This is a genomic window from Nocardioides pocheonensis (genome assembly GCF_003725535.1).
Taxonomy (GTDB): domain Bacteria; phylum Actinomycetota; class Actinomycetes; order Propionibacteriales; family Nocardioidaceae; genus Marmoricola; species Marmoricola pocheonensis.
This window is the reverse complement of the sequence record NZ_RJSF01000007.1, coordinates 247,716-259,263: the sequence shown is the minus strand read 5'-3', so window position 1 is coordinate 259,263 and position 11,548 is coordinate 247,716. Positions and strand designations below refer to the sequence as shown.

The 11,548-nt window shown below is 72.3% G+C and carries 11 protein-coding genes; 9 read left to right on the top strand and 2 right to left on the bottom strand.

Features of this window, described 5'->3' with window-relative positions:
* The 5 genes from EFL26_RS04395 to EFL26_RS04375 all read left to right on the top strand — a co-directional run.
* A partial coding sequence (locus EFL26_RS04395) for an ABC transporter ATP-binding protein (RefSeq protein WP_148046629.1) occupies positions 1 to 768 on the top strand: 768 nt, incomplete at its 5' end.
* 11 nt (positions 769 to 779) lie between these two features.
* Positions 780 to 1,910: a phosphatase PAP2 family protein gene (locus tag EFL26_RS04390; RefSeq protein ID WP_246000004.1), complete on the top strand. Its 1,131-nt coding sequence runs from the start codon at positions 780 to 782 to the stop codon at positions 1,908 to 1,910.
* A gap of 160 nt (positions 1,911 to 2,070) precedes the next feature.
* Positions 2,071 to 3,369, top strand: a complete 1,299-nt coding sequence (locus tag EFL26_RS04385; RefSeq protein ID WP_148046626.1) for a C40 family peptidase — start codon at positions 2,071 to 2,073, stop codon at positions 3,367 to 3,369.
* A gap of 21 nt (positions 3,370 to 3,390) precedes the next feature.
* A complete protein-coding gene (locus EFL26_RS04380) occupies positions 3,391 to 5,346 on the top strand; it encodes an acyl-CoA dehydrogenase family protein (protein WP_123221718.1) in 1,956 nt (651 codons plus the stop codon).
* Positions 5,346 to 6,023: a class I SAM-dependent methyltransferase gene (locus tag EFL26_RS04375; protein ID WP_123221645.1), complete on the top strand. Its 678-nt coding sequence runs from the start codon at positions 5,346 to 5,348 to the stop codon at positions 6,021 to 6,023. The genes EFL26_RS04380 and EFL26_RS04375 overlap by 1 nt, the downstream gene beginning before the upstream one ends.
* A gap of 3 nt (positions 6,024 to 6,026) precedes the next feature.
* On the opposite strand, the gene EFL26_RS04370 is transcribed toward EFL26_RS04375, so the two are convergent.
* Positions 6,027 to 6,584, bottom strand: a complete 558-nt coding sequence (locus EFL26_RS04370) for an inorganic diphosphatase (protein WP_425464098.1) — start codon at positions 6,582 to 6,584, stop codon at positions 6,027 to 6,029.
* 41 nt (positions 6,585 to 6,625) lie between these two features.
* Between EFL26_RS04370 and dacB the strand changes: the two genes are divergently transcribed.
* From dacB to EFL26_RS04350, 4 genes are read left to right on the top strand one after another with little or no spacing between them, the layout of a single operon-like run.
* Complete coding sequence (gene dacB / locus EFL26_RS04365; RefSeq protein WP_123221643.1) at positions 6,626 to 8,098, top strand: D-alanyl-D-alanine carboxypeptidase/D-alanyl-D-alanine endopeptidase; 1,473 nt, start codon at positions 6,626 to 6,628, stop codon at positions 8,096 to 8,098.
* A gap of 9 nt (positions 8,099 to 8,107) precedes the next feature.
* The gene (locus tag EFL26_RS04360; RefSeq protein ID WP_246000003.1) at positions 8,108 to 9,166 is read left to right on the top strand and encodes a zinc-dependent metalloprotease; all 1,059 of its coding nucleotides are present in this window, start codon (positions 8,108 to 8,110) and stop codon (positions 9,164 to 9,166) included.
* Positions 9,167 to 9,169: 3 nt separating this feature from the next.
* Positions 9,170 to 10,177, top strand: coding sequence for a tRNA lysidine(34) synthetase TilS (gene tilS, locus EFL26_RS04355; RefSeq protein WP_123221641.1), 1,008 nt, complete (start codon positions 9,170 to 9,172; stop codon positions 10,175 to 10,177).
* Positions 10,178 to 10,218: 41 nt separating this feature from the next.
* Positions 10,219 to 10,914, top strand: coding sequence for a VOC family protein (locus EFL26_RS04350; RefSeq protein ID WP_123221640.1), 696 nt, complete (start codon positions 10,219 to 10,221; stop codon positions 10,912 to 10,914).
* A 4-nt stretch (positions 10,915 to 10,918) separates the two neighbouring features.
* On the opposite strand, the gene EFL26_RS04345 is transcribed toward EFL26_RS04350, so the two are convergent.
* On the bottom strand, positions 10,919 to 11,314 hold the full coding sequence (locus EFL26_RS04345) for a nuclear transport factor 2 family protein (RefSeq protein WP_183408021.1): 396 nt from the start codon (positions 11,312 to 11,314) through the stop codon (positions 10,919 to 10,921).
* Positions 11,315 to 11,548 lie beyond the last annotated feature (234 nt).

The window sequence follows — 11,548 nt, the reverse complement described above, 5'->3', positions numbered from 1 at the left end:
ACTCATCCAGCGGGCGCCACTCATCCAGCGGGCGCCACTCAACCAGCGGGCGCCACTCAACCAGCGGGTGAGGCCGAGCGGGTCGCGGAGCTGCTGGAGCTCGTCGGCCTCGCCGGCTACGAGGACCGGATGCCGGCGACCCTGTCCGGGGGCGAGCGGCAGCGGGTCGCCCTGGCCCGCTCGCTGGCCGTCGAGCCACGCATGTTGCTGCTGGACGAGCCGCTCAGTGCCCTCGACCGCGGCCTGCGCGAGCGCCTCGCCGCCGACCTCCACGACATCCTGCGCCGCGCCGGCACGACCGCGCTGCTGGTCACCCACGACCAGGAGGAGGCCTTCGCCGTCGCCGACCGGATGGCGGTCATGCGCGAGGGCCGGGTCGTGCAGGCCGGCACGGTCGCCGACGTCTGGCGGGCTCCGGCTGACGCCTGGACCGCGCGATTCCTCGGCTACGCCGGCGTCGTCGAGGGCGCCGGGGCGATCGCCCTGCGGGAGCTGGTGGACCCGGGTGCGACGTGGAGCGAGGTCGCGCTGCGCCGCTCCGCGATCCGGCTCGACCCCGCGGGCCCGCTCACCGCCGTGGTCGTCTCGGCCCGGGTCACCCCCGAGCAGCTGCGCGTGGAGCTCGACGTCGAGGGGGTCGGCCGGCTCTCCGGTGTCGCGGAGCCCGGCCAGGCGGTCACCGTCGGTGAGACGGTGCGGGCGCGCGTCGTACCGGACCGGTTGGCGGCGCTGGTGAGCGGCGGCGGAGGCTCGAGCGGCACACCCTAGAATCAGTTCCCGTGAAGCCCTCCACGCTCGTGCCGCAGTCGGTCCTGCCGACACCGGCGCCGAAGGTGGGTGGCGGTCCGCGGCGTCGGGCGTTCGCGATGCTGGTCGCCGTCGCCGTGGTCATGGGCGCGCTGGCGATCATCTGCAGCCTCGCGCTGGGCTACCCGCTGCGCGACCCCGACGGCTTCCTCGGTCCTGCGTGGATCCGGCTGCCCCTCCTGGTGGCGGGCGCGTTCGTCGCCGACGTCGTCCCGCGCACGCTGTGGCGCGCCCGCGGCAACCCCGGGCGGCTGAAGGCCGAGGCGTTGCTGCTGATCCGCGAGCACTGGACGCGCGAGCGGATCATCCTCGTGGTGGTCGGCATCGTCAGCTTCTACGTGACCTACGTCAGCTACCGCAACATCAAGAACTTCCTGCCGTTCATCATGCGCGACGGCGACGGGCCACCCACGAAGTACGACTACGCGCTCCACCGCTTCGACCACGTTCTGCTGTTCGGCAACGACCCCTCGACGCTGCTCCACCACTGGCTCGGCACGGGCATCTCGGCGTACGTGCTCTCGTGGGTGTACCTGATCTTCCTGCCGATGGTGCCGGTGTCGATCGTGGTCTGGGCCGTGTGGTCGCGCAACGTGAGCTTCGGCTACTGGTTCATCACCGCGCAGTGCATCTGCTGGGCCCTCGGGACCGCGAGCTACTACGCGATCCCGACCCTCGGGCCGAACTTCTTCTTCCCGTGGCTCTACTCCGACCTGCCCGACACCGGCGTCGCGAAGCTGCAGGACTCGCTCTTCTACGCGCGTACGAATGTCTTGTTCAACCCGTTCGCCGACGGCGTGCAGTCCACCGCGGGGTTCGCCTCCCTGCACGTCGCGATCACGGTCAGCCTCGCCCTGGTCGCGCAGTACACCCTGCGCACGCGGGTGCTGCGGATCGTGCTCTGGGCGTACGTCGTGCTGGTGACGATCTCGACGACCTACTTCGGCTGGCACTACATCGCCGACGACATCGCCGGCCTCGCGATCGCCCTGGTGGCGGTCTACCTCGCCGCGCTCGGCACCGGCCAGAAGTTCGACCGGCGAGGGCGCAGCTCGCACCCGACCACCTCGACCAGCGAGGTCCCGGTCGACGCGACCGACTGACACCGAATCACACCAGTGTCATTTGTCAACGGGACACGCCGCCCAAAAGGGCTATATTTTCCGATTCCCGTTCCGGCTGTGACCGGTGACGCCTACCGTTGCGTCGGCGCGCATCGTGATTGGGGAGCGATGTGCGACGCCTACGAAAGGTTCCAACCAGGTGCGCACCAGGACCAGGGGAGTTCTGACCGCGATCCTGACGGTGGCGACAGTGCTGTCCGTCAGCACGTCGGCACACGCGGACAAGCCCAAGCCGCCGCCCGCGCCCTCGCAGGCGCAGGTCGACCAGGCCAAGGCGGTCGCGGCGCAGAAGGCCGGTGACGTGGCCGCGCTCCAGGCGTCGCTGGCCGTCGCCAACGCGAAGCTGCAGGCCGCCGGCGACCGGGCCGAGATGGCCTTCGAGGCCTACAACGGTGCGATGTGGCGCCTCCAGCAGGCACAGCAGGCCACCGCCGCCGCCAAGGCGGCAGCGGCCGATGCGCTCGCGCACGTCGCGGAGCAGCGGGCGGGCATCGCGCAGCTGGTCACCCAGAGCTACCAGGACGGCACCGTCCTCAACGGGATGACGGCGTTCCTCGGCGCCGACGGCCCGGCGGGCGTGATGAGCCGGATGGGCGTCGTGCAGAGCGCCGGTGACTCGATGCAGGCGCGCTTCGACCAGTACACCGCGCTGAATGCGCTCGCCCGGGTCGCACAGGGCAAGGCCGAGAAGGCCGAGAAGGACCAGGCCGCACTCACCGAGAAGGCCGCCCAGCTGCGTGACGCGGCCGCGCAGGCCGCGAACCTCGCTCAGAGCGAGGCGGCGGCGATCGCCGGCCAGCGCCGGACGCTCCTCCAGGACCTGGCCAAGGCCCAGAAGATCTCGGTCAAGCTGGCCACCGAGCGCCAGAAGGCGCTGGAGCGGAAGGCGCAGGAGGCCGCGGCGAAGGCGGCCGCAGCGGCTGCGAAGGCGAAGGCGAAGGCGGCCAAGGCCGATGCAGCGAAGGCCAAGGACCAGGCGGACAAGGCCAAAGCCGATGCGAACGAGACCCAGGACCAGCTGGCCGAGTTCGGCGTCGAGGGTGGCTGGGAGAACCCGGGTCTCCCGGTGCCGGCCGGCACCGGCGCCGGCGCACGGGCGGCGATCGAGTTCGCCCGGCAGCAGCTCGGCGAGCCCTACGTCTGGGGTGCGGCCGGGCCCGACTCCTGGGACTGCTCGGGCCTGACCATGATGGCCTGGCGTGCCGGCGGCATCTCGCTCCCGCACTACTCCGCCGCGCAGTACCAGCAGACCAAGCACATCGCCGCTGCCGACCTGCAGGCCGGCGACCTGGTGTTCTGGGGCACGTCGCCGAACACGATCCACCACGTGGCGCTCTACATCGGCAACGGCCAGATCATCCAGGCGCCGCACACCGGTGACGTGGTGAAGGTCAGCGCACTCTTCGACAGCGCGCCGGACTTCTTCGGTCGACCGTAGGTTTGCTGGCACAGTGTGGTCATGCCCGACCACGCGCCGCCCGACGTCGACGTCCCCTCCCTGACCGCGCTCCTCGACGGCACGTACGCCGAGATCCGCGACCTCACCCGCAAGCGACTCGTCGAGCACGCACAGGTGCTCACCGACGCCCGCGAGATGCCCCGCGAGGAGTTCCGCGAGCGCGTCCTGCAGGTCGTCCAGGAGCTGGCCTCGACCGGTCAGACCGGGATGGGCTTCCCGGTCCAGTACGGGGGAGGCGGTGACATCGGCGCCTCGATCGCGGCGTTCGAGACGATGGCGTTCGGCGACCTCTCGGTGCTGGTCAAGGTCGGGGTGCAGTTCGGCCTGTTCGGCGGCGCGATCCTCCAGCTCGGCACGAAGAAGCACCACGACGCCTACCTCGAGCGGCTGGTCCGGGCCGAGCTGCTCGGCTGCTTCGCGATGACCGAGACCGGGCACGGGTCGAACGTCCAGGCGCTGGGCACGGTCGCGCGCTACGACGTCCAGACCGGGGAGTTCGTGATCACCACTCCCGACACCATCTCGCGCAAGGACTACATCGGCAACGCCGCCGCGCACGCGCAGGTCGCGGTCGTCTTCGCCCAGCTGGTGGTCGAAGAGGAGTCGCAGGGCGTGCACGCCTTCGTCGTGCCGATCCGCGACGACGAGGGCCGGTTGCTGCCCGGCGTACGGGTGGAGGACGACGGGCGCAAGATCGGCCTCAACGGCGTCGACAACGGCCGGATCTGGTTCGACGAGGTGAGGGTGCCGCGCGACAACCTGCTCAACCGGTACGCCGACGTGACCGAGGACGGCGCCTACGAGTCGACGATCGACAACCCCGACCGGCGGTTCTTCACGATGCTCGGCACCCTGGTCCAGGGGCGCGTGTGCGTCGGCGGCGCCGGGATCTACGCCAGCAAGGTCGCGCTGGCGATCGCGGTCCGCTACGCCCTGCAGCGCCGGCAGTTCGGCAGTCCCGGCGGGCCCGAGGAGCTGCTCCTCGACTACGGGCTGCACCAGCGCCGGTTGTTCGTGCCGCTGGCCCGGACCTATGCGCTCCACTTCGCCCAGGAGGTGCTCGCCGGTCAGCTGCACGCGGTGTTCTCGGCGACGCAGGAGGTCGACGAGCACACCCGTCGAGCGTTGGAGTCCAGGGCGGCCGGCACGAAGGCGCTGGGCACCTGGCACGCGAGCACCACGATCCAGGAGTGCCGGGAGGCCTGCGGCGGCGCCGGCTACCTGTCGGCCAACCGGTTCGACGCGCTGCGCGCCGACACCGACGTGTTCACCACGTTCGAGGGCGACAACCACATCCTGCTCCAGCTCGTGGCCAAGGGCTTGCTGACCGACTACTCGTCGTCGTTCGGCGAGCTCGACCAGCTGGGCATGGTGCGGTTCGTGGCCGGGCTCGCCGTCGAGACCGTGATCGAGCGCACCGCGGTGCACAAGGTGCTCGAGCGGATCAAGGACGTGCTGCCCGGCGGCGACGACGACTGGGACCAGGAGGCCGGGATCAACGACCCGGCGTACCAGCTGGCGATGTTCCGCTGGCGCGAGGAGCACATGCTGGCCGGGGTGGCGCGCCGGCTCAAGCGCGGCATGGACTCCGGCATGGAGCCGGCCGAGGTGTTCAGCCGCTGCCAGGGCCACGTGATCGGAGCCGCCCGGGCGCACGTCGAGCGCCTCGTGCTGGAGGCGTTCACCGACCGGACCGCCGCGATGCCCGAAGGCGCCAACAAGGCCGCGCTCAACCTGCTCTGCGACCTCTTCGCGTTGAGCACGATCGAGGCCGAGCGCGCCTGGTGGATGGAGCACGGCCGGCTGTCGTCGGCGCGCGCGAAGGCGATCACCCGGGAGGTCGACGAGCTGTGCCGCCGGATCCGTCCGATCGCGCAGGACCTCGTCGACGCGTTCGGGGTCCCGGCCGAGATGCAGGCTGCCGAGATGCTGGCCGACGAGACGACAGCGGTCTGATGCGGCTCCCCGGGCTGGGCGGGTGGAGCGACGACCCGCTGTGGGCGACGTTCTACGACTGGTCGGTCGAGCACCCGCGCGCCGGCGGCGCCCTGTGGCGCCTGGGCATCGCCAGCGACCTGCGCCGGCTGTACGCCGCGGCGGCCGAGATCGGCCGCCAGCCGGCCGGCTCCGCGGTGCTGGACCTGCCCTGCGGCGGCGGTGTCGCGCTGCGCGGGCTGCGGCCCGGTCAGGGAGTCCGGTACGTCGCCGCCGACATCGCCCCGACCATGCTCGACCGCACGATGGCGGCGGCCCGCGAGCGCGGAGTCGCCGACCAGGTCGAGCCCCGGGTCGCGGACGCCGGTGCGCTGCCGTTCGACGACGGCGAGTTCGACCTGGTGGTCTCGTTCACCGGCCTGCACTGCTTCCCCGACCCGCACCGCGCGGTGCTGGAGATGGGGCGGGTGACCCAGTCCGGCGGCGTACTGACCGGGAGCGCGATGCTGAACATCCCGCCGCTGGCGCGCGGTGGCCTGCGCACGCTGCCGGTCCGGCGGGTCGGGCGGCTGGCGGGGCTGCTCGGGCCGAGCGCCACGGCCGAGGAGGTGCGTCGCTGGCTCGGCGAGGCAGGGTTCGCCCAGGTCACCCTCGAGATGTCCGGGGCGATGGGCTACTTCCGCGGCGTACGCACCTAGACGTCAGTGCTCGCCGTGGTCGCCGTGCTCGGCCAGGTGCTTCTCGAACCGCTCGAAGGACGCTCGGACCTCGGCCTCGGCCTCGGTGCGGCCCACCCACTCGGCGCCCTCGACGGACTTGCCGGGCTCGAGGTCCTTGTAGACCTCGAAGAAGTGCTGGATCTCCAGCCGGTCGAACTTCGGCACGTGGTTGATGTCGCGGATGTGCTCCAGCCGCGGGTCGTGCGTCGGCACGCAGAGCACCTTGTCGTCGCCGCCTGCCTCGTCGGTCATCCGGAACATGCCGATCGCGCGGCAGCGGATCAGGCAGCCGGGGAAGGTCGGGGCCTGCAGGATCACCAGGGCGTCGAGCGGGTCGCCGTCGAGGCCGAGCGTGTTCTCGATGTAGCCGTAGTCCTCGGGATACGCCGTCGAGGTGAACAGCATCCGGTCCAGGCGGATGCGCCCGGTCTCGTGATCGACCTCGTACTTGTTGCGCGAGCCCTTCGGGATCTCCACGAGTACGTCGAACTCCACGGGCGCTTCCTTCCGCTCACTGGTGACCGGGTTAGTCTCGCGCACAACATCGTGGATCGGTGAATCGGGAAGGGTCGAAATCGCGCATGCGTGACCAACGCCACGCCGACGACGAGGGCGACCGCGCGGACCCGAAGCCGCGACGACGACGGCTCCGCGCCGCGCTCCGCTGGCTCCCGGACGCGGTCGTCGTCCTGCTCGTGGTCGCGGCCGGCGCGAACCTCCAGTTCGACCTCGGCGAGCGCTGGTTCGGCGCAACGCCCGCCCACGAGCCCGCGAAGGTGCTGCCGCCGGCGGGGCTGCACCTCGCGGCGAGCGCGGTCGCACCACCGGTGGCCACCTCGTCCGCGGGCGCGCCGATCGACCCCGCGGCGGTGCGAGCCGCGATCGCGCCGTACGTCGGCGCCGGCGACCTCGGCCGCCACGTCGACGTCGCGGTCAGCGACCTCGCGTCGGGCTCGGTCGTCTACCGCAGCGGCGCCGGGCCGGTCACGCCTGCCTCGACGACCAAGCTGCTGACCACCACCGCGGCGCTGGAGGCACTCGGCCCGACGACGCGGTTCCGAACGACGGTGCGCCGGAGCGGGGACCGGATCGTGCTCGTCGGCGGTGGCGACCCGTTCCTGGCGACCGACCGGTCCACCGCGAAGGGGCTCTACCCGGCCCGCGCGACGCTCGACGACCTCGCCACCCGCACCGCCACCGCGCTGAGCGGGCAGGGGATGACGACCGTGCACCTCTCGTACGACGCGTCGCTGTTCACCGGCCCGCCGGTCAGCCCCGACTGGCCGGCGACGTACCTGCCGGACAACGTGGTGCCGCCGATCAGCGCCTTGTGGACCGACGAGGGCCAGGACGCCCACGGCCGCTACGTGGCCGACCCGCCGCAGGCGGCCGCGACCGCCTTCGCTGCCGCGCTCGCCCGTCACGGTGTCACCGTGCGCGGCCCGGTCGCGGCGGCGGTGAGTGCCCCCACCGACACCGAGATCGCGGCCGTCGAGAGCGCGCCCCTCGGCGAGATCGTGGAGCGGACGCTCGCGGTCTCCGACAACAACGCCGCCGAGGTGATCGGCCACCAGGTCGGCCTCGCCGTGCGGCACGACGGCTCGTTCGCCGGCGGCACCGCCGCGGTCATGGAGGTGCTCCAGAAGCTCGGCGTCGACACCACCGGGTCGACCGTGTACGACGGCAGCGGGCTGTCCCGGCGCGACCGGCTGACCCCGCAGACCCTGCTCGACGTGCTCCGCGTCGCCGCCGCCGCCGACCACCCGGGCCTGCGCTCGGTGATCACGGGACTCCCGGTCGCGGGCTTCGTCGGCTCGTTGCAGGAGCGCTTCGACGACGCCCCTGCCGCAGCGCGCGGACGGGTGCGGGCCAAGACCGGGACGCTCACCGGGGTCAGCGGGCTGGCCGGCATCGCCACCGACCTCGACGGCAACCGGATGGCCTTCGTCGTGATCGCCGACCGGATCGCCGTACCGAAGACGCTGGCGGCGCGGCACGCCCTGGACCTGATCGCCGGGGCGCTCGGGGCCTGCCGGTGCGGGAGCACCTCGTAGGGTCAAGGCATGGACGACCGGCCACACTCCCCGATGATCGACTGGGACCTCGCGGTCCGCGTGGGCTCCCGCCTCGCCGGCGACGGACCCACGGTCTCGCGCGCCGAGGCCGCGGGAGTCGTCGACGAGCTGCGCCGCGGCGCCGAGCAGTCGACCCCGCTGGTCCGGGAGTTCACCGGGCTGGTCGCCGAGGAGCGCACGGCGCCGGTGCTCGTGGTGGACCGGCCCGGCTGGATCCAGGCCAACGCCGACGGCTTCGCGACCGTGATCGCACCGATCGTCGCGAAGCTGCAGGAGAAGAAGGGGCCGCCGTCACCCATGACCGAGGCGATCGGCTCCCGGGTCACCGGCGCCGAGCTCGGCCTCATGCTGGGGTTCCTCGGCAACAAGGTGCTCGGCCAGTTCGACCCGTTCCACGACGCAGCCGGTGCCGCGGGCCGGCTGCTGCTGGTCGCGCCGAACATCGTCCACGCGGAGCGCGAGCTCTCCGTCGACGTCCACGACTTCCGGCTGTGGGTCTGCCTGCACGAGGAGACCCACCGGGTGCAGTTCACCGCGGTGCCGTGGATGCGCGACCACCTCCAGTCCTTGATGGCCGAGATCGTCGGCTCGCTCGAGACCGAGCCCGGACGGATGCTCTCGGAAGGCCTCTCGCGGATCGGGGACCTCGTCTCCGGCAAGACCGACGGCAGCCTGATCGACCTGGTGTCGTCGCCGGAGCAGAAGAAGGTGATCGACCAGATCACCGGCGTGATGAGCCTGCTCGAAGGCCACGCCGACGTGGTCATGGACGGCGTCGGACCCGAGGTGATCCCGACCGTGGCGGAGATCCGGGCCAAGTTCACCCAGCGCCGCAAGGGGGTCGGCACGCTCGACCGGATGCTGCGCCGGCTGCTCGGGCTCGACCAGAAGATGGCGCAGTACCGCGACGGTGCGATCTTCGTGCGCAAGGTCGTCGACGTGGTCGGCATGGACGGCTTCAACGCGGTCTTCGCCGAGCCGGCCAACCTGCCCGGCAAGGACGAGATCCACGACCCGGCCGCCTGGGTCAGGCGCGTCCACGGGTAGGCCGTGTCCCTCGACCCGGCACGGGCGGCGGTGCGGGGCGCCGTACGCCGGAGCCTCGCGGACCTGTCCGGCACGGTGCTCGTGGCCTGCTCGGGCGGCGCGGACTCGCTCGCCCTCCTGGCGGCCACGGTCTTCGAGTCCCGCGACCAGCCGGTCACGGTGGTCGGCGTGGTCGTCGACCACGCGCTGCAGGACGACTCGGCGGCGCTGACCCAGCGGGTCGTGGCCCAGATGGTCGCCCTCGGGGCCGACGAGACCGCATCGATCCGCGTGACCGTCGACCCCGGCCCCGCCGGGGTCGAGGCGGGTGCCCGGCAGGCGCGGTACGCGGCGCTCGCGCAGCTCGCGCAGCACTTCGGGGCCGAGCTGGTCCTGCTCGGCCACACCCTCGACGACCAGGCCGAGACGGTGCTGCTCGGTCTCGCGCGCGGCTCGGGAGGTCGGTCGCTGATGGGGATGCGCCGGAGCTTCCGGGAGGACGACGAGGATCCGCGTTCCACCCTCTTCCTGCGTCCCCTCCTGGATTTGACGCGGGCCCAGACCGAGGCGGCCTGCCGCGCGGACGGCATCGAGTGGTGGACCGACCCGCACAACAGCGACCCCAGGTTCACTCGCGCCCGGGTCCGGCACACGGTGCTGCCGGTGCTGGAGCGTGAGCTCGGACCGGGCGTCGCCCAGGCCCTGGCGCGGACCGCCGACCTGCTGCGCGAGGACGTCACCTCGCTCGACGAGCGGGCCGAGCACCTCTACCGCGAGGTGCTCGTCGGCGACGGGCTCGAGACGTCGGCGCTCGACGGTCTCGACCCCGCGACGAAGCACCGCGTGATCCGGATCGCCTGCCTGGACGCCGGTGCGATCTCCTCCGAGCTCACCCGCGAGCACGTGCTCGCCGTCGCCGAGATCGTCCACCGCGCCCGCGACGGCCGGCAGATCCAGCTGCCCGGTCACGTCACGGCGTACCGCGACGGTGCGGTGCTGCGGTTCCGTCGTACCGGGCCGGCTGAGGCGTAAACCGGTCGCCCCGGCCGGCCGTCGCGACCTACGGTGCCTGCGTGGTCTCGAGCCTGGAAGCGGTGACCTTCGACGTCGCCGACGTCTCCCCGGTGGCGGCCTTCTGGGCCGGCCTGCTCGGCCGCGAGGTCGTCGCGGAGCCCCACGGAGCGCTGGTGCCGGGTGACGAGACGCAGGTCGGGCTCCGCTTCATCGGCTCCGCGGTCCCGCAGATCGGTTCGCCCCGCCTGCACCTGCACCTGACCAGCGCCAGCCTCGAGGACCAGCAACGGACCGTCGACACGGCGCTGCGCCTCGGCGGCCGCCACCTCGACGTGGGCCAGCCGCCCGACGCCGGGTACGTCGTCCTCGCGGATCCGGGCGACAACCACCTGTGCGTGATCGATCCCGGCAACGCCTTTCTCGCCGACACCGGCCGGCTCGGCGAGGTGACCTGCGACGGGACCCGGGAGGTCGGCCTCTTCTGGCGCGACGTGCTCGACTGGCGCCTGGTCTGGGACCAGGACGAGGAGACGTCGATCCAGTCCCCGCAGGGCGGCACCAAGGTCTCGTGGGGCGGCCCGCCGCTCGAGCCCAAGCGCGGCCGGAACCGACAGCGTCTCGACCTGGTGGCCGCCGACGTCAGCCGCGAGCTCGAGCGGCTGCTCTCCCTCGGGGCGACCCACCTCCGCGACACCGCTGACGGGGTCGAGCTGGCCGACCCGGACGGCAACGAATTCGGCCTGCGGGCGGGCTGAGGGCTCAGGCCCTCTTCACGTAGTACTCGGTGAAGGCCCGGCAGCGCCCGTCGGCGTCGAAGCGGATCACGAAGCAGTTGTCGTAGATCTTCGCCACCGGTCCGTCCGGAGCCTCCCGGTAGGTGGAGGTGCCCGTGGCCACGACGACGTCACCGTCGACGGCGATCGGTGCGTACGCCGCCTCGTAGGTCCCGGGGGCGTCCCGCGTCGACGCCCCCTCCGCCTCGGACTCTCCGAGCCAGGAGGCGACCACGGCGGCCCGTCCGACGATCGGCTCGTCGGACGGGTGGTAGCGGTACTCGACGTCGTCGCTGAACAGGGCGCCGATCGCCTCCGGCTCGTAGGACAGCCAGGCCGCGACGTAGCTGTCGAGCCAGCGCTGGGCAGTGGTGCGGTCCATCGAGCTACCGTAGGCGGCCGTGGGGCGCGCGGTCATGCGCATATCCCGGGCTCCGGCGCCGACTCGGTCAGCGCGGGCATGCCGACGCCCCCGCGGACGTGGTCCGCAGGGTGCGGGTCAGCCGGTTCGTCGGTGCGGCGGCGACTCGACGGGCTCGACCGGCCCATCGGTGAGGTCAGTCGTGCCACTGCAGTCGCGCAGCCAGGCATGTCCGTGGGGGCTGTGCCAGAGGTA